This window comes from Saccharopolyspora erythraea (genome assembly GCF_018141105.1).
GTDB classification, from domain to species: domain Bacteria; phylum Actinomycetota; class Actinomycetes; order Mycobacteriales; family Pseudonocardiaceae; genus Saccharopolyspora_D; species Saccharopolyspora_D erythraea_A.
The window spans coordinates 3,860,680-3,878,183 of record NZ_CP054839.1 but is presented as its reverse complement, the minus strand read 5'-3'; the positions used below and the strand labels follow the sequence as shown (position 1 = coordinate 3,878,183).

At 71.5% G+C, this 17,504-nt stretch carries 18 protein-coding genes; 8 read left to right on the top strand and 10 right to left on the bottom strand.

Annotated features, from left to right (window positions below):
• Positions 1–21 precede the first annotated feature (21 nt).
• Positions 22–978 (bottom strand): GlxA family transcriptional regulator, encoded by a 957-nt coding sequence (locus HUO13_RS17640; RefSeq protein WP_211902396.1) that lies wholly within the window; start codon positions 976–978, stop codon positions 22–24.
• A gap of 178 nt (positions 979–1,156) precedes the next feature.
• Here HUO13_RS17640 and HUO13_RS17635 point away from each other — a divergent pair, with 178 nt between their 5' ends.
• Genes HUO13_RS17635 through HUO13_RS17625 form a run of 3 tightly spaced genes read left to right on the top strand, consistent with a single transcriptional unit; the run spans position 1,157 to position 2,615 of the window.
• Entirely contained in the window at positions 1,157–1,831 is a 675-nt protein-coding gene (locus tag HUO13_RS17635; RefSeq protein ID WP_211902395.1) for a DJ-1/PfpI family protein, read from the top strand.
• Positions 1,828–2,316: a DUF2269 family protein gene (locus HUO13_RS17630; protein ID WP_211902394.1), complete on the top strand. Its 489-nt coding sequence runs from the start codon at positions 1,828–1,830 to the stop codon at positions 2,314–2,316. Before HUO13_RS17635 ends, HUO13_RS17630 begins: the two co-directional genes overlap by 4 nt.
• A gap of 2 nt (positions 2,317–2,318) precedes the next feature.
• Positions 2,319–2,615, top strand: a complete 297-nt coding sequence (locus HUO13_RS17625; protein WP_249124979.1) for a DUF3817 domain-containing protein — start codon at positions 2,319–2,321, stop codon at positions 2,613–2,615.
• A gap of 48 nt (positions 2,616–2,663) precedes the next feature.
• Here HUO13_RS17625 and HUO13_RS17620 read toward each other — a convergent pair whose 3' ends face one another.
• From HUO13_RS17620 to HUO13_RS17595, 7 genes are all read right to left on the bottom strand, one after another.
• Positions 2,664–3,158, bottom strand: a complete 495-nt coding sequence (locus HUO13_RS17620) for a hypothetical protein (RefSeq protein ID WP_211902393.1) — start codon at positions 3,156–3,158, stop codon at positions 2,664–2,666.
• A 261-nt stretch (positions 3,159–3,419) separates the two neighbouring features.
• Positions 3,420–3,938, bottom strand: coding sequence for a phosphotransferase family protein (locus HUO13_RS37525; RefSeq protein WP_249124978.1), 519 nt, complete (start codon positions 3,936–3,938; stop codon positions 3,420–3,422).
• The gene (locus HUO13_RS37520) at positions 3,836–4,402 is read right to left on the bottom strand and encodes a hypothetical protein (RefSeq protein ID WP_249124976.1); all 567 of its coding nucleotides are present in this window, start codon (positions 4,400–4,402) and stop codon (positions 3,836–3,838) included. The genes HUO13_RS37525 and HUO13_RS37520 overlap by 103 nt, the downstream gene beginning before the upstream one ends.
• 90 nt (positions 4,403–4,492) lie before the next feature.
• Positions 4,493–5,374 (bottom strand): MIP/aquaporin family protein, encoded by an 882-nt coding sequence (locus HUO13_RS17610; RefSeq protein WP_211902392.1) that lies wholly within the window; start codon positions 5,372–5,374, stop codon positions 4,493–4,495.
• Positions 5,375–5,608: 234 nt separating this feature from the next.
• Entirely contained in the window at positions 5,609–6,316 is a 708-nt protein-coding gene (locus HUO13_RS17605; RefSeq protein WP_211902391.1) for a thioesterase II family protein, read from the bottom strand.
• A 72-nt stretch (positions 6,317–6,388) separates the two neighbouring features.
• Positions 6,389–7,177 (bottom strand): ABC transporter permease, encoded by a 789-nt coding sequence (locus HUO13_RS17600; protein WP_211902390.1) that lies wholly within the window; start codon positions 7,175–7,177, stop codon positions 6,389–6,391.
• A 333-nt stretch (positions 7,178–7,510) separates the two neighbouring features.
• A complete protein-coding gene (locus tag HUO13_RS17595; RefSeq protein WP_211902389.1) occupies positions 7,511–8,491 on the bottom strand; it encodes an ATP-binding cassette domain-containing protein in 981 nt (326 codons plus the stop codon).
• A gap of 221 nt (positions 8,492–8,712) precedes the next feature.
• Here HUO13_RS17595 and HUO13_RS17590 point away from each other — a divergent pair, with 221 nt between their 5' ends.
• From HUO13_RS17590 to sbnA, 5 genes are all read left to right on the top strand, one after another.
• On the top strand, positions 8,713–9,696 hold the full coding sequence (locus tag HUO13_RS17590; protein ID WP_249124975.1) for a clavaminate synthase family protein: 984 nt from the start codon (positions 8,713–8,715) through the stop codon (positions 9,694–9,696).
• A 129-nt stretch (positions 9,697–9,825) separates the two neighbouring features.
• Positions 9,826–13,035, top strand: a complete 3,210-nt coding sequence (locus tag HUO13_RS17585; protein ID WP_211902387.1) for a non-ribosomal peptide synthetase — start codon at positions 9,826–9,828, stop codon at positions 13,033–13,035.
• A gap of 20 nt (positions 13,036–13,055) precedes the next feature.
• Positions 13,056–14,048, top strand: a complete 993-nt coding sequence (locus tag HUO13_RS17580; RefSeq protein ID WP_211902386.1) for a TauD/TfdA family dioxygenase — start codon at positions 13,056–13,058, stop codon at positions 14,046–14,048.
• Positions 14,049–14,080: 32 nt separating this feature from the next.
• Positions 14,081–15,106, top strand: a complete 1,026-nt coding sequence (gene sbnB / locus HUO13_RS17575; RefSeq protein WP_211902385.1) for a 2,3-diaminopropionate biosynthesis protein SbnB — start codon at positions 14,081–14,083, stop codon at positions 15,104–15,106.
• 59 nt (positions 15,107–15,165) lie between these two features.
• Positions 15,166–16,149, top strand: coding sequence for a 2,3-diaminopropionate biosynthesis protein SbnA (sbnA, locus tag HUO13_RS17570; protein WP_211902384.1), 984 nt, complete (start codon positions 15,166–15,168; stop codon positions 16,147–16,149).
• Positions 16,150–16,226: 77 nt separating this feature from the next.
• Here sbnA and bla read toward each other — a convergent pair whose 3' ends face one another.
• Both bla and HUO13_RS17560 read right to left on the bottom strand, forming a co-directional pair.
• Positions 16,227–17,129, bottom strand: coding sequence for a class A beta-lactamase (gene bla, locus HUO13_RS17565; protein ID WP_211902383.1), 903 nt, complete (start codon positions 17,127–17,129; stop codon positions 16,227–16,229).
• Positions 17,130–17,268: 139 nt separating this feature from the next.
• Positions 17,269–17,487 (bottom strand): MbtH family protein, encoded by a 219-nt coding sequence (locus HUO13_RS17560; protein WP_009948746.1) that lies wholly within the window; start codon positions 17,485–17,487, stop codon positions 17,269–17,271.
• Between the last annotated feature and the right edge of the window lie 17 nt (positions 17,488–17,504).

Sequence of the window (17,504 nt, the reverse complement as noted above, 5' to 3'; positions counted from 1 at the left end):
TGCAGCCATCCGAGCCATGCCCTAACCGCCGTCGCGCGAGCCGTGGAAGGCGCCGCGGTAGGCGTGCGGACTGGTGCCGACGACGCGCTTGAAGCGGTCGCGGAAAGCCGTCGGCGAGCCGAACCCGACCTGGGTGCCGATGCGGTCCACCGGGTGGTCGGTGGACTCGAGCAGGTACTGGGCCTGGCGGACGCGCGCGCGGTGCAGCCATTGCAGCGGTGTCGTGCCGGTCTGCTCGCGGAACCGCCGGTTGAGCGTGCGGGTGCTCATACCCGCGTGCGCCGCGATGTCCTCCAGCGCGAGGTCTTTCGCGCAGTTGTCCTCCATCCAGCGCAGCACCGGTTCGAGGACCGCGCCCCGCGGCACGGGCGGCTGGTCGTGGACGATGAACTGCGCCTGCCCGCCCTCGCGTTCCAGCGGCATGACCGACAGCCGTGCCGCGTCGGCGGCGACCGCCGAGCCGTGGTCGCACCGGATCATGTGCAGGCACAGGTCCAGCCCGGCCGCGGCTCCCGCCGAGGTGAGGAACTGGCCGTTGTCCACGTAGAGCACGTCGGGGTCGACCTCGACCCCGGGGTGCCGCTGGGCGAGTTCGGCCGTGCCCATCCAGTGCGTGGTCGCCCGCTGCCCGTCGAGCAGTCCGGTGGCGGCGAGGACGAACGCGCCCACGCAGATGGAGGCCATGCGGGTGCCGCCGGCGGCGGCCCGCCGCAGCGCGTCGAGGACCTCGTCCGGCACCGGGTCCTCGGGCTCGGAGCAGCCGGGCAGGATGATCGTGTCGGCGTCGGCCAGTGCCTCCAGGCCCCACTGCGGTTGCAGCGTGAACGCTCCGGCGTCGACCGCCGGGGCGTTGCCGCAGACGCGGACCCGGTAGGCGGGTCGGCCGTCGGGCAGCCGGGCGAAGCTGAACACCTGGAGCGGCGTGGCCAGGTCGAAGGGGATCACCTTGTCCAGGGCGAGAATGGCCACCGTGTGCATGGCGACATGCTAGGGACCCATCTGATTCCAGCCAAGCGCACCATCAGCCAGTTCCCACATAACCGCAGCTCATCGAGTTGGCGAGAATCCGTTGCCATGTGGCATTCCAGCCCGTTCCCGATCAAGCGTATCGCGGCTAGCTTCGTGCTGACCAAGCCCGAGGAGGACTGGACCGCAGATGCTTGCCCAGATCGTGTTGTTCGACGGGTTCGACCCGCTCGACGTCGTCGCCCCGTACGAGGTGCTCAGCGCCGGCGGAAACGCTGCCGGTGGCGCGCTGGAGGTGGAGCTGGTCTCCGCCGAAGGTGCGCGAGAAGTCCCCAGCGGTGTCGGCGCGTCGTCGCTGCGCGCGACCGCGCGGCTGGCCCCGGAGCGCGGCGGCCTGCTCGTCGTGCCGGGCGCGGCCGGACGCCTCGAAGGCGACGGTGACGACACCGTCGTGGCCATCCTCCGTCGTGCGCTGGGCACCGAGCTGCCCGGTCTGCTCCGGGAGGCCGTCGACCGTTCCGGTTTCATCGTGTCCACCGTGTGCGGGGGCTCGTTGCTGCTGGCGATGGCCGGGCTGATCCGGGGTCGACGGGCGACAACGCACCACCTCGGCCTCGATGGGCTCACGGCGGCCGGGGTGACCGCGATCAAGGCCCGCGTCGTCGACGACGGCGACCTGGTGACCGGGGCCGGTGTCACCTCGGGACTCGACCTGGGGCTCTACCTCCTCGAGCGTGAGCTAGGACCTCGTGTCGCGCTCGCCGTGGAGGAGCTGTTCGCCCACGAGCGCCGCGGCACCGCGTGGCGCGACACCGGAGCTGCCGCGGTGCCGTTCGCCGCCGACGGTGCTGGAGCGGCCGCGTGACGAAGGTGCTGCTGTCGATCCACGTCCTGGCCGCCATCATCGCGATCGGACCGGTCACGGTCGCCGCGAGCATGTTCCCCGCAGCGGCGCGGCGTGCCCTGGCCGCCACCGACGCCGGGTCCGGGTCGGCGGTCGTCCACACGCTGCACCGCGTCTGCCGGGTCTACGCCGTGGTGGGGATCGTCGTGCCGGTCTTCGGGCTGGCGACCGCGAGCAGCCTGGGCGTGCTGGGCGACGCGTGGCTGATCGTGTCGATGGTGCTGACCGCCGCCGCGGCGGCGGTGCTGGGTCTGCTGGTGATCCCGCGCCAGTCCGCCATCCTCACCGACCTCGGCACACCTGCCGGGAGCACGACCGAGGCCATCGCCGAGACCCGGCGCAGGGCGCTCGCGCGGCTGGCCATGCACACCGGGATCTTCAACGTGCTGTGGGCAGTCGTGACGGTGCTGATGATCGTCCGCCCCGGCTCGACGACGGGGGTCTGACCGTGAGCTCCTGGCAGGTGCTGCGGATCGCGGCCGGCGTCGAACTGGTGTCCCTGGTCGTGCTGTTCACCAACCTGGCCACCGTGCACTGGGACGGGGTCTCCTCCCTGATCGGCCCCGCGCACGGGTGCGCGTACCTGGTCGTCGTCGTACTGGCATTCGCCCGCCGGGCGGGCGCACGGGTGTGGGTGGCGGCGATGGTCCCGGGCTTCGGCGGACTCATCGTCCTGCGGCTTCTCGCCGGGTCCGCGGACCAACATCCCATCGACCAGCGTGCATTGAAATCCGAGGACGGTTAGGGGCGGTGGCAACACGCCAGGTCATCTGGTCGAGGCCGACCGGGCACGTCAGCGGCCTTCCGGCGAAGGCGGCTCGGAGACGGCCGCAGGGGGCACCGTGCTCGCCTGGATCAGCTTGCGGGCGCCCCGGTCCAGGGCGGTCAGCAGCGCGGGCACCGCGATCGAGGACGACTCGTCGAGCTTGTCGCGCAGGCTGAACTGGTCGTGCGCCTCGTGCAGCAGCCGGCGCTGCTCGGGGTCGCCGACCTGGGGCAGCAGCCGGCGTTCGATCACCCCGCAGGCACCCTCGGCGATCTGGTCCAGAGCGTCGAACGACGGCGGGATCAGGCTGGCGATGGTGGCCAGGGTGTCGAGCTCCCGCGCGGGGCCGACTTCGACGACGTCGACGGCCACGGTGGCCCGCCGCTCCAGGTGCCAGGCGATGAAGTCCCGGAGGTGGGCGTAGAGCTCCGCGGCGGCACGAACCCGGTCCGAGTCGTCGGCGTACCCGTGGGAGAAGTACTCGGTGGTGCAGTCGAGCATCGCGCTCGGATCTTCGAACATGTCGGTTCGCTCCGGCTTCGGCGGTTTCCGAATTCCGCAGTGGGCGTGCGATCGCGAGCAATGATGCACCACCGCCGATCAAGGGGAACCGCGACCTCCGAATTGTTACCTTTGGCGGCGGAATGGCGAATTTCCCGGCCGGATCGTTCCAGTTGCGCAGGTGGAGAACGCGATGTGCTCATCAAGTCCACCGGTGCGGAGCCGAGCCCGGTCGCACTACCGGAATGACCGCGGAATCAAGGCCCACCACCGAAGTGCCTTTCAGGCTGCGTGAGCCCCGAGCCGATCGACGGTTTCGGTGAACCCCTTCCACGCCGTCTCGGTGTCGGAAGTGCGCTCGTGCGGACCGCGGAACCAGGCCACGAACTCGGCGACGTCGACCAGGTTCCAGCGCAACCGGTAGAGCGCGAGCGCGTCCGCGTCGGGTTCCCGTCCGGTCACCTCCGCGTACCGGGCGAGTGCGGCGGGGTCGCCGGAAACCACCGCCAGGTCGCGTTCGGGAACGGCCAGGCCCACGGTGTCCCAGTCGACCAGGCGGTACCCGTCCTCCCGTGCCAGCAGGTTGCCCGGATGCGGTTCGCCGTGGGTGACGACATGCCGCGCGCCGCGCGCCCGCACGGCATCGGCGAGCCGGTCGAAGTCGGCCAGCCGGTCGCGGACGAGGCCCGCGTGCTCGGCTACCAGTTTCCGGGCGGGCTCGGCGAAAGGCCCGCCCTCCCACGCGACGGAGAGCTCGCCGAGTGCGGCTTCCAGCCCGGCACGGCCCGCCGGGTCAAGCACGGCCGGCGGCGTGCATTCCGGTGGTGTGCGGGCGTGCAGGGATGCCAGTCGAGCACCTGGTTCCGTTGCGCCGCCGTCAGTTCCTGCCCGAACTCGCCGGATTCGCCGGTGACGAGCGGGAAGACGCTCATCGCGTAGCGGTCGTCGAGTGCGACGACCGGATCACCGCCGGCGGAACGCAGGGGCGCGACCACGAAGTCCAGGCCGTCCTCGTGCAGGGAAACCGCGGTGCCCATCGCACGGCGCAAGCCTTCCAGCGCCGCCGCCGCGCCGCGTCCGCAGTGCTCCTTGTGTTCGAGGTCGGAGACGGTGACGAACCACAGTCGCCCGCCGCCATCGCCGGCTTTCCAGTGGTAGTCACCGAAACCGACGGGGACGTAGGTCGTCGTGGTGGCGCGGATGCCAAATTCTTCCATACCGCGCAACACTTTTTCTGCGCCCAGGCACCGAGGGAGTTCTTGCACACCGTCACGCTAGCAGAGTCTTCAGTGCGGCTTCAGCCGTCGAAACCGCACCGCGGCGGCGGGAACACCCGTTCGGTCTCCCGGGCTCGCCTACGGAACACGCCCGGCCTCGGGTTCCTCCTCACCGCGAGCCGTGAGCACCGGGCTGATGAGAAGGTCGTAGACCAATGCGCCGATCACACCTCCGATGAGCGGGCCGATGATGGGGATCCAGAAGTAGCCGCTGAACCACTCGTAGGTCCCGGGCAGCGCGATGTCCCCCCAGCCGGTGAGGAACGTCCACAGCCGGGGACCGAAGTCGCGCGCCGGGTTGATCGCGTAGCCCGCGTTGGGACCGAAGGTCAGCCCGATCACGGTGACGACCATCCCGATGAGATACGGCCCCATGTTCGCCGCGGGAGCGCTGTTGCGCTTGTCGGTGAGCGCGCAGATCAGCAGGAGCAGCACGGCGGTGCCGACGATCTGGTCCAGCAGCGGCCCCCACCACGATCCCCCGAAGTACTCCGCCGGGAAGGTGGCGAAGATCGCGAAGGTGTCCAGGGACTCGCTGCGCGGCGTCCCGGCCTTGGTGTTGAACGCGTCGATCGCCCAGCTGTAGACCGCATACACCAGCGCCGCCGCGACGAACGCCCCGACCAGCTGCGCGATCCAGTACGGGACCACCTTGCGCCAGGGGAACACCCGCCGCACCGCCAACGCCAGGCTCACGGCGGGGTTGATGTGGGCACCGCTGACACCGCCCGCGGTGTAGACGCCGAACACCACGGCGAAGCCCCAGCCGAAGGCGATGATCAGCCAGTTGGCGGGACCGAAGGAGTCGGTCTGGCGCCCCGACCCGGGCAGCCCGGCCACCGCGACGGCGACCGAGGCGCAGCCCAGCAGGATCAGGACGAACGTGCCGAGGAACTCGGCGAGCATCTCACCACCGAGGCCCGCTCGGTAGCCGCGGCGGCCTTGCCCGGACTCAGCCATTGCTCCCCCTCCTCTTGCGGTGGACGAGGGCAGCAGGCCCTTACCTCCCCCAGCGGGCGGCACGGACCCGCACGGCCCGTAGTACACAAGAGCTACCCGCTGAGCCGCGCCCTACACCCGCCCGCACGAGGCCGACTTGGATGCGAAGCGATTTCGGCTCGGCGCCGCCCGCCGCGCGGTCGACAGGTGCGAACGCGCGTTCGCCGCTCCGCCCCTGGACCCGCACACGCGGCATCACCGGGAAAGCGAGGCCAGCTCCGCGAAGCGCAGGACCTCGGCGCGCACCACGGACAGGACGTCCGGGTTGGCCTCGGCGAGGTAGAAGTGCCCGCCCGGGAAGCGGTGGCCGCGGAACGCGCCGGTGGTCGACCGCTCCCACGCCGCGAGCTCATCGCGGTCGACCTCGTGGTCGTCCTCCCCCACCATGGCCACCACCGGGCAGTGCAGCCGCCGGCCTTCGGGCGCGGTGAAGCTCTCGCTGAGCGTGAAGTCGGCTCGCAGCGTGGGCAGCAGCAGCTCGACCAGCTCCGGGTTGTCCAGGACCTCCCGCGGGGTACCGCCGAGCCGGCCCAGCTCGGCGAGGAACTGTTCGTCGGAGAGCTCCGAGAGCCGCCTGCGCCGGGTGGGCAGGTTCGGTCCGCGACGCGCGGACGCGATCACCCCCAGCGGCCCGGTCCGGCGGGCGACCTCCCACGCCAGGCCGGCGCCCATGCTGTGGCCGAAGAAGGCGTGCGGGCGGTCCAGCGACGGCGCGAGCTCGCGGGTGACCTGCTCGGCCAGCGCCTCCATCCTGGTGTGCGCGGGCTCGCCGATGCGCGCCTCGCGGCCGGGCAGCGGTACCGGGACCACCTCGATCTCCGGGCCAAGCACCCCCACCCACGGCCGGAAGGCGGCCATGCCGCCGCCGGCGTGCGGGAAGCAGAACAGCCGGATGGGTTGCACCTGCTCGTCCTCTCGAGTCCGCCCGTCACCGCCGACGAGCACGTTTCCTGGTTCAGGCGGTGGCGCGGCCACCTACGCGTAGCGCCGGTACTTCCACACCGACAGCGGCACGAACACCAGCAGCATGCCGCCGATCCACAGGAACGCGCCCAGCGCCGACGGCGCCACCGGGCCGCCGAGGAACAGGTTCCGGCAGGTGTCGGTGACCAGCGTCGTCGGGTTGACCTGCGCGAACGCCCGAAGCCAGCCGGGCATGGTGTCCAGCGGTACGAACATCGAGCTGCCGAACTGCAGCGGGATCGTCCAGATGAACCCGATCGACTGCACCGTCTCCGGGCTCTTGAGGGCCAGGCCGATGAAGGCCGAGATCCAGCACAGCGCGAACCCGTAGGCCAGCAGCACCCCGAACGCGGCCAGCGCCGCCAGCGGGTCGGTCTGCACGCGGAAGCCGATGACCAGCGCGAAGACGAACATCACCAGCTGCCCGAGCAGCACCCGGCACATGTCGGCCGAGATCCGGGCCGACAACACCGCCGAGCGCGCGATCGGCAGCGCCCGCAACCGGTCCATCACGCCCTTGCTCGCGTCGACGTTGAGCGTGACGCCGGTGAGGCGGGAGGCGAACGACACCGTCTGCACCATGATCCCGGGCAGCAGGTACTGCTTGTAGTCGCTCTGGTCGCCGTTGGCGATCGCCCCGCCGAAGACGTAGACGAAGATCAGCGTGAAGATCATCGGCATCAGCGTGGCGTCGAGGATCGCTCCCCGGTCGTTGACCACCTGCAGCAGGTTGCGGCGGGCGATGGCGCCGGTGTGGCGCAACGTCGCGCGTGGTCCGACTCGGCCGGAGACCTCCCGCATGCGCGACGGCTTCGACGGCGGTCCCTCGCGGCGCGGCGACTTCGGCGGGTTCTCACCACGCTGCGGCGGTTCCTCGCGGCGCGGCGTCCGCTGCGGAGCCGCCGCGGGCGGCGGCCCGGACCTGGCGGGCGGGGGCGGCTGCGGCGCGGGCCGGCCGTGCGGGACCGGGACCGACCCGCCGCGGCTGCGGCGGCGGACCGCCCGGCCGCTGCGGCGCGGCGGGCCCGCGCCCCGGCGGTCGCTGACCCGGTGGCGGCACGGCCCGCTGGCCCGGCGCCTGCGGCGGCGGGCCCGGCGTGCGGCGCGGCATCTGGCCTCCGGTGGGAGCGGCCATCAGAACACCCTTCGCAGCACGACCGTCGCGTCCGGGTCGGCCGGACGGTGCGGCTTGTCGGTGAGGGTCAGGAAGACCTCGTCCAGGCTCGGCAGGTGGGTGTCGACCCCGGAGATGGGCAGCCGGGACGCGGCGAGCATGTGGATCACCTCGGTGAGCTCGGACTCGTTGACGATCGGCACCGACACCAGCGAGTTCTCGGCGTCCACCCGGAAGCTGCGGGCGCGCATGGCGGTGAGCCTGCACGCGAGCTGGTCCAGGTGCTCCTGGCCTGCCGTGCGCACGCGCAGGACCTGCCCGCCGACCCGGGCCCGCAGCTCGCTGCTGGTGCCGGAGGCGATGACCCGGCCCTGGTCCATCACGACCACCGAGTCCGCCAGCGCTTCGGCTTCCTCCATGTACTGCGTGGTCAGCAGCACCGTGGTCCCTTCGCCGACCAGCGCGCGCACGGAGTCCCAGAGGTTGTTGCGGCTGCGCGGGTCCAGGCCGGTGGTGGGTTCGTCGAGGTAGAGCACGGCGGGGTCGCCGACCATGCTGGCGGCCAGGTCCAGCCGCCGGCGCATGCCCCCGGAGTACTTGCCTGCGGGTCGCGACGCGGCCTCGACCAGGTCGAACTGCTCCAGCAGCTCGTCGACCCGCGCCCAGGCGCGCTTGCGCGGCAGGTCCAGCAGCCGGGCGATCATGTAGAGGTTCTCCCGGCCCGAGATGCCCTCGTCGACCGAGGCGTACTGGCCGGTCAGCCCGATGAGCCTGCGCACCTGGTTGGCCTGCTTGACCAGGTCGTAGCGGCCGATGCGGGCCCGCCCGCCGTCAGGCCGGATCAGGGTCGACAGCATCCGCACGGTGGTGGTCTTGCCCGCGCCGTTGGGCCCGAGCAGGCCGAGCACGGTGCCTTCCGGGATCGTCAGGTCGACCCCGTCGACCACCCGGCGTTCGCCGAAGCGCTTGACCAGTCCCTCGACCTGGACGGCAGCCGTCATGACGCGGGGTCCCGCGACGGGCGGCGCGTGGCGGTCCACATGAGACTGACCCTTCGTCGGCGTACGTCTGCTCACTCGCACCGCACGCTAGACCCCGGACTTATCGGGCCAATATCGGAAAAGGAATCGATATCGCCGCAAAAGCAGGCTTGCCTAAGTTCCCTGCCCGGGTCGCCGTGTGCGAACGGCGAGGAGTCGAGGAGAACCGGAGGATGGTGCACATGTCGGTGGCAGTCCGCACCGAGTTGCCCGCGCAGACGGCGGTGGTGGAGCCGTCCGCGGCACAGGAGATCGAACGGGTGGCGCTGGGCCTGCTGCCCGTCGCGCGGGGCACGATCGACGACCCGAGCTGGGTGTCGGCGGCGCGTGAGGCGTGGGAGGAGCTGCCCGCATCGGTGCGCACGGCGATCCGGGGGTTCCGCCGGGATTCCGGCACCACGGGTGCGCTCGTGGTCAGCGGCCTCCCGCTGGGGCCCGGCGAGGTGCCCGACACCCCGACGGCCGACGGTTCCGTGCAGCGCACCGCCACCATCTCGGCGGCGGTGCTGATGATGTTCGCCTGCGGGCTCGGCGATCCCGCCTCGTTCCGGCCGGAGAAGTCCGGCGCGCTGGTGCAGGACGTGGTTCCGGTGCCGGGCAAGGAGGAGTTCCAGGGCAACGCGGGCTCGGTGCTGCTGTCGTTCCACGTCGAGAACGCCTTCCACCCGCACCGCCCCGACTTCGTGATGCTCTCGTGCCTTCGGGCCGACCACGAGGCCGTCGCCGGGCTGCGCACCGCGTGCATCCGGCAGGTCGACCACCTGCTCAGCGACGCCGCGCGGGAGGCGCTGTTCCGCGCCGACTACGTCACCGAGCCACCGCCGTCGTTCGGCTCGGCCGACGGTGACCCGACCCCGCACGCCGTGCTCAGCGGCGCGGAGGACGACCCCGACCTGAAGGTGGACTTCGCGGCGACCAGGCCGCTCACCCCGCAGGCGCGCGAGGCGATGGACGAGCTGCAGAAGCTGTTCGCCGACAACGCCCACACCCACTACCTGAACCCGGGATCTCTGGCCATTGTGGACAACAGGGTCACCGTGCACGGGCGGACCGCCTTCGAGCCCCGCTACGACGGCAGGGACCGCTGGTTGCAGCGCAGCTTCGCGCTGGCCGACTTCCGCGCGTCCCGCGAGCACCGCACCGCCGACGGCTACGTGCTCGACTAGTCCGGGTGTCCGGCGGCACCCGGCACGCCGGACCACCGGCCGGGTCGGCGAAAAAGTTCCGATAACGAGGCAAAAGGCGACGCGCATAGCGTTGGGCGCGGCCAGCCACTACTGGAGGGAGAGCCTCGGTTGAACCAGTCACCCGCCGGAGGGCGCGGATTCTGGGCGGAAGTGCTGGAGAGCGCAGCCTTCACGCCGATCCCCCGCTGGTACGAACCCACCGTCGGACCGGAGCCCCGGACCGAGGTGCACGAGCGCCTGCTGCCCGCTGCGACGGTCGAGGCGCTTCGCGCCGCTTCCGACGCGCTCGGCGTGCGTCCCGGCACCGTGCTGCTGGCCGCTCACGTCAAGGTACTCGCCGAGGTCACCGGCGAACGGCACGTGGTGACCGGCTACTGGACCGGCGAGGGCGACCCGATGCCGTGCTCCCTCGCGCTGCCGGACGGTTCGTGGCGCGAGGTCGTCGAGCACGTCGGCCGCGCCGAGACCGCCCTCCGCGAGCACCTGCCCGGCTCGCTTTCCGAGCTGGGCGGCACCGGGCCGCTTTTCGACACCGTCTTCGACCTCGCGGGCTCGGCCGCCGGAACCGACCACGCGGCGCTGCACGTCAGCTGCACCGGCGACGCGCTGCGGTTGAGCTACCGCGTCGAGCTGCTGAGCCCCGAGCAGGTCGGCCGCCTCGGCGGGTACTACCTCGCCGCGCTGCGGCTGATCGGCTCGGACCTCGACGCCGCGCACACCGAAGCGTCGCTGCTGTCGGACGAGGAGGTCGAGTTCCAGCTCACGGGGCTGGCAGGCCCGGAGCGCGCGCTCCCGGACCTGCGCGTGCACGAGCTGTTCGAGCAGCGCGTGGACCGGCACCCGGACGCCGTCGCGGCGGTCCACCAGGGCCAGGAGTGGACGTACCGCCGGCTCGACGAGCGCGCCAACCAGATCGCCAACGCCCTGCTGGACCGCGGACTGCGGCGCGAGGACGTCGTCGCCGTGGTCACCGACCGCAACCTGGACTGGATGGCCTCGGTGCTGGGCGTGTTCAAGGCAGGCGGCTGCTACCTGCCGGTGGAGCCCGACTTCCCGGCCGACCGGATCGCCAGGACGCTGGGGCGCAGCGAGTGCCGGTTCGCGCTGGCCGAGACGGGTCGCACCGCCAACCTCGACCAGGCCGCTGCGGAGGCCGAAGTGCTGCCGCTGCGCGACATCGACGGCGACACCACCAGACCCGGGGTGCGGGTCGAGGCTGACCAGCTCGCCTACGTGTACTTCACCTCCGGCTCCACCGGCGAGCCCAAGGGCGCGATGTGCGAGCACGCCGGGATGATCAACCACCTGTTCGCCAAGATCGACGATCTCGGCATCGGCGAGGGCGCGGTGGTCAGCGAGACCGCTCCGCAGTGCTTCGACATCTCGCTGTGGCAGCTCGTGAGCGCGTTGCTGGTCGGTGGGCGGACGCTGATCGTCGAACAGGACGTGATCCTCGACGTGCAGCGCTTCGTCGACACGATCGCCGAGCACGGCGTGCAGATCGCGCAGCTGGTGCCCTCGTACCTGGAGACCGTGCTGTCCTGTTTGGAGGACGCGCCCCGGGCGCTGCCCTCCCTCCAGTGCGTCTCGGTCACCGGCGAAGCGCTGAAGAAGGAGCTGACCCAGCGCTGGTTCGCGACCTACCCCGAGGTGCGGCTGGCCAACGCCTACGGGCTCACCGAGACCTCCGACGACACCAACCACGAAGTCATGTCCGCGGTTCCGGACCGCGAACGAGTGCCACTGGGGCCCGCGGTGAACAACACCCGCGTCTACATCGTCGACGAGCGGCTGCGGCCGGTGCCGCTGGGCGCGCCCGGCGAGATCGTCTTCTCCGGCGTGTGCGTGGGCCGCGGCTACATCAACGACGAGGAACGCACCAGGGCCGCATTCCTCCCCGATCCGCACCTGCCCGGGCAGCGGCTGTACCGCTCCGGCGACTTCGGCCGGTGGCTGCCGGAGGGCAAGGTCGAGTTCCTCGGCAGGCGCGACGCGCAGGTCAAGATCCGCGGGTTCCGTATCGAGATCGGTGAGATCGAGAACCAGCTGCTGCGCGCTCCCGGCGTGCGCGACGGCGCGGTGGTGGTGACCGAGGACGCCGGCGGCAACAAGCACCTCGTCGCCTTCTACACCGGCCAGGATGACATCGCCGCCGACGAGTTCAAGGGCTTCCTGCGGCGGAGCCTGCCGCACTACATGGTTCCCGAGCACTTCCACCGCTGCCCGGCGCTGCCGCTGACGGGCAACGGCAAGACCGACAAGAAGGCGCTGACCGCGCTCGCCGCCGAGCGCGCGACCGCCGCAGGCAAGCACCAGCCGCCGCGAACGCCCACCGAGCGCATGCTCGCCGGGAAGTGGGCCGAGGTGCTGGGCGTGCCGGTGTCCGAGATCGGTCGCGACGACCACTTCTTCGACCGCGGCGGCACCTCGCTGTCGGCGGTGCGGCTGATCATCAAGCTCGACCGGCAGGTCTCGCTGAAGGACGTCAACGGCCGCCCCGTGCTCGCCGACCTGGCCGCGGTCATCGACGGCAGGACCGGCGCCGGCGGAGGAATCCTGCAACGTCTGTCCACAGGGGATGGCTCGGGTCACGGGCTGGTCGTGTTCCCCTACGCAGGCGGCGGGCCGGTCAACTTCCACGCCTTCGCCCAAGCGTTGCAGTCTCGCGGCATCGCGGTGCACGCGGTGGAACTGCCCGGTCACGACCTCGGCGCCGACGCGGGATCGTTCGCGGAGCTGGAGCAGATCGTCAAGGAGGTCGTCGCCGAGATCGGCGGGCTGGGCCTGCGCACGGTCTCGCTGTGGGGCCACTCCGCGGGTGCCGCCTTCGCCGCGTACACGGCCCGGCTCCTGGAGGAGCAGGGCACCGCGGTGCACCAGGTGATCGTCGCCGCGCGCGCGATGGACACCGTCGAGGAGTTGCAGGCCGACATCGCCGAGGCCGGCTCGCTCCCCCTGGAGCGGATCAAGCAGCGGCTCAGCGCGCAGGAGGCGTTCCGCGAGCTCGCCCAGCTGCGCACCGAGCACGCCGACAACGTCGCGCAGGCGTACCGGCACGACGTGCGCAGCGCGGCGCAGTACCTCGTCGACGTCCAGGTCAACCCGCCGCAGCCGCGGCTTTCGGCACCGCTCACCGTCGTCTTCGCCGAAGGCGACCCCGGCAAGGCCGAGGGTCTGGCACGGCACCGCCGGTGGGAGGCCGTGGCGCGGCACGTCGACCACCGGCAGATCTCCGGTGGCGGCCACTACTTCCTGGCCACCCACGCCGCCGAGGCGGCGGCCGTCGTCCGCGGCGCCGCCGAGTCCCCGACCGCCTGAAGAACCGAAAGGTACGACCGATGGCTTCACCAGCCGCTGACCTCGACCTCGCCCTCACCGCGGGCAAGCCGGCGATCCTGCACGCCGGCGACGTCGCGGAGGCCGCGCCGTGGGTCGACGCGCACCGCGCCGAGCTGCGTTCGCTGGTCGACGAGCACGGCGCCGTCCTCGTGCGGGGCCTGCCGCTGAGCACCGCCGAGGAGTTCGGCCGCATCAGCGGGGACCTCGCCGGGCCGCTGATGCGCGAGCGGGAGGCGTTCGCCCGCCGCTGGACCTACGCCGACGGCGTCTACTCCTCCTCGAAGTGGCCGCCGAACCAGCCGATGTGCATGCACCACGAGCTCAGCTACACGCTGGAGTTCCCCGGCCTGATGATGTTCGCCTGCCTGGGCGCCCCGGCCACCGGTGGCGTGACCGGCGTCGCCGACGCGAGCGCGGTGCTGCGGGCGCTGCCCGCCGACCTCGTCGAGCGGTTCGAGCGGGAGGGCTGGCAGCTGGCCCGCAACTACAACGAGATGGTCGGCGTGCCGTGGCAGGAGGCGTTCGGCACCGAGGACCGCTCCGAGGTCGAGCGCTACTGCCGGGAGAACTCCGTCGAGTTCGAGTGGGACGACATGGACGGGCTGCGGACCAGGCAGCGCCGGTCGGCGGTCATCCGCCACCCCAGGACCGGCGAGCGGGTGTGGTTCAACCAGATCGCGTTCCTCAACGAGTGGACCATCGACCCGGAGGTCCGCGACTACCTCGTCATGGAGTTCGGCCCCGACGGGCTGCCGTTCAACAGCCGCTACGGCAGCGGAGAGCCGATCGGCGACGACGTGATCGCGCTGCTCAACAAGGTCTACGAGGAGCACACGCTGCGCGAGCCGTGGCAGGCGGGCGACCTGATGCTGGTCGACAACATCGCCCGGGCACACAGCCGCGAGCCCTACGAGGGCTCCCGCGAGGTGCTGGTGGCCATGGGCGACCCGGTGCACCTCGCCGAGTGCTCGCCGACCATCGCACTGCCCTGACCGCCCCCGACCACCGACCCCGGAGTAGAAGCATGTCCGCAGTCCCCTCGTTCACGGTGATATCCGGTGCCGAGGTCCAGAAGTCGCTCGATGGCCGCCAGAAGCAGGTCGTCGACATCGTGGAGGCGGCCTACCGGCTGCACGGCGAGGAGCAGACGGTGAACCCGCCGTCGTACTTCCTGCGCTTCCCCGACCGCCCCACCTCCCGCATCATCGCGCTGCCCGCCTCACTCGGCGGGGACTCCGCGGTGGACGGCATCAAGTGGATCTCCAGCTTCCCCGGCAACGTCGCCGCCGGGATCCCCCGCGCCTCGGCGGTGCTGGTCCTCAACGACCACGACACCGGATACCCCTTCGCGTGCCTGGAAAGCTCGGTCATCAGCGCCACCCGCACGGCCGCCTCGGCCGCGCTGGCCGCCGACCGCCTCACCCGCGACCGCGGCCGTCCCCGCCGGGTGGGCTTCTTCGGCGTCGGCCTGATCGCCCGGTACCTGCACGACTACCTGCAGGCCACCGGCTGGAGCTTCGACGAGATCGGCGTCCACGACCTCTCCGCCGAGCACGCCGACGGGTTCCGCGGCTACCTGGAGCGGGCCGAGCCCGGGCCGCGGATCACCGTGCACGACAGCGCCGAGGAGCTCATCCGCTCCAGCGACCTGGTCGTGTTCGCCACCGTCGCGGGCACCCCGCACGTCCACGACCCGGCGTGGTTCGAGCACAACCCGCTGGTGCTGCACGTGTCGCTGCGCGACCTGTCGCCGGAGATCATCCTTTCGGCAGCCAACGTCGTCGACGACGTCGAGCACTGCCTCAAGGCCGACACCTCGCCGCACCTGGCCGAGCAGCGCACCGGCAACCGCGACTTCCTCGATGGCACGATCAACGACGTGCTCTCCGGGCGGCTCACCGTTCCCGCCGACCGGCCGGTGGTGTTCTCCCCGTTCGGCCTGGGGGTGCTGGACCTGGCCGTGGGCAAGTTCGTCTACGACGAGGTCACCCGCAACGGCCATCCGACGGTCGTGCCCGACTTCTTCTCCGAGCTCAAGCGCTACGGCTGAGCTCCAGGGGCCTCACCGCAACACGCTCGGTTCGTTCCCGCCAAGACGGAGATAGCTCGGTGCCCATCATTTCGCAGCCGCACGAATTCAACGAGGACGACCTCTACGTCGACCTCCGGCCCACCTTCGGCGTCCCGCTGTACGTCAAGTGCGAGGGGTTCAACTTCGCCGGGTCGATCAAGCTGAAGGCCGCCGACGCGATGGTGGCCGCGGCCGAGCGGTCCGGGGTGCTCGGTCCCGGCTCGATCCTGGTCGAGTCGTCGTCGGGCAACCTCGGGGTGGCGCTGAGCGTGATCGCCGCCAGCAGGGGCTACCGGTTCGTGTGCGTGACCGACTCGCGGTGCAACCTGGCGACCAAGCAGGTGATGGAGTCGCTGGGCTGCGAGGTGCACACCATCACCGAGCCCGACCGCGACGGCGGGTTCCTGGCCGCCAGGCTCGCCCACGTCCGCGAGCTGTGCGAGGGCGACGACCGCTACCTGTGGCTGAACCAGTACGCCAACCCGGACAACTGGTCGGCGCACTACCGGACCACCGCGCCCTCGATCGACCGGGCCTTCCCGAAGCTCGACGTGCTCTTCGTCGGAGCGGGCACCACGGGCACCCTGATGGGTTGCGCCCGGTACTTCAAGCGGTTCCGGCCCGCCGTGAAGGTCGTGGCGGTCGACGCGGTCGGCTCGGTCACCTTCGGCGGCCCGGCCGCGCCCCGCATGATCCCCGGCCTGGGGACCGGGGTGCGGCCGCAGCTGCTCGACGAGTCCTTCGTCGACGACGTCGTGCTGGTCGACGAGATCGACACCGTGCGGACCTGCCACCGGCTGGCCGCGCGCGGCTTCCTGTTCGGTGGCTCCACCGGCACGGTCATCAGCGGCGCGACCCGGTGGATGGACGTCAACGACGCCGGCCCCGCCACGACGGCGGTGACCATCGCCCCTGACCTCGGGGAGCGCTACCTCGACTCGCTGTACCAGCCGAGCTGGGTGCGCGAGGTCTACCAGACCGATGCGCTCGACCTGGCCAGCGGCGGTGTAGGGGCGCGCTGAGCCGAGGCACCGGCAGTGTGCGAACACCCACCGCGGAGAAACCGTGGTGGGTGTTCGCATGCGTGGGTCCGGGCGGGTCAGGTCAGCGTGGCGATGACGTGTGCGGCGGCCTCGGCGAGGAGGGCTTCATCGTACTCGGCGTCCTTGGCGGGCTTGCTGGACATGATCGCGATCACCAGCGGTGCGGAGTCCGGCGGCCACACCACGGCGATGTCGTTGAGCGTGCCGTGATCACCGGTGCCGGTCTTGTTCGCCACGGTCCAGCCCGGCGGGATGGCGGCCTTGATGCGCCGGGCACCGGTGGTGCCGCGCTGGAGCAGGTCGCGGAGGAAGACGCGCTTGTCCTCGGGGAGCGCGTCCTTGAGCACCAGCTTGTCGAAGTCGGTGCCGAACGCGCGAGGCGAACTCGTGTCGCGGGGGTCTCCCGGAGCGGCCTCCACGATCAGCGGTTCGACCCGGTCCATCCGGGTCACCTCGTCCCCGAGGCCGCGAGCGTAGGCGGTCAGCTCGGCAGGCCCACCGAGATCGCGCAGCAGCAGGTTGCCCGCCGTACCGTCGCTGTAGCGGACCGCGGCGTCGCACAGCTGGCGGATCGTCATCCCCGTGGCCACGTGCTGCCTGGTGATGAACGAGCTCTTCATGAGATCGCCCTCGCCGTAGGTGACGAGCGCGTCCAGGTGCGACATCGGGTTGCGGTGCAGGACCGCGGCCGTCGCCAGCGCCTTGAACGTCGAGCAGAACGCGAAGCGTTCGTCCGCCCGGTGGGCCACGGTCGCTCCGGTGCCGGTGGCCAGGGCGTACACCCCCAGGCGCGCACCGAACTTCCGCTCCAGCCCGGCCAGGCGGTCGTCGTGATCGGGCGCCACGACGGCGGGCGGAGGCGCCGCCGGAGCCTCTCCCCTCGCGCATCCGGCCAGCGGCACGAGCGCGGCCATTCCCAGCAGAGCGCGGCGTGTGACCGCCGGACGCGATGCCGTCATCGTCTTCCTCCCTCTGGTGGGCCCGCTGCCATCATGGCGGGCTCCGATGGACGCGGCGACAGAATTTCGCCTGCCGCGCAACGACGAACGGCGGAGGTGACCGCGGGAGCAGTCGACCTCCGCCGTGCGGGGCGCGGGATCAGTTCCCAGCCGCCTCCATCGCCTCGACGAGGCTCCTGGGCCGCAGGTCGGTCCAGTGCTCCTCGACGTAGGCCAGGCAGGCGTCGCGGGTGTCCTCGCCGTGAACCTCGGTCCACCCGGCGGGCACCTCGGCGAAAGCGGGCCACAGCGAGTGCTGGCCCTCGTCGTTGACCAGCACCAGGTACGTGCCGTCGGGGTCCTCGAAGGGGTTGGTCATCGGACTCGTTCCTCTCT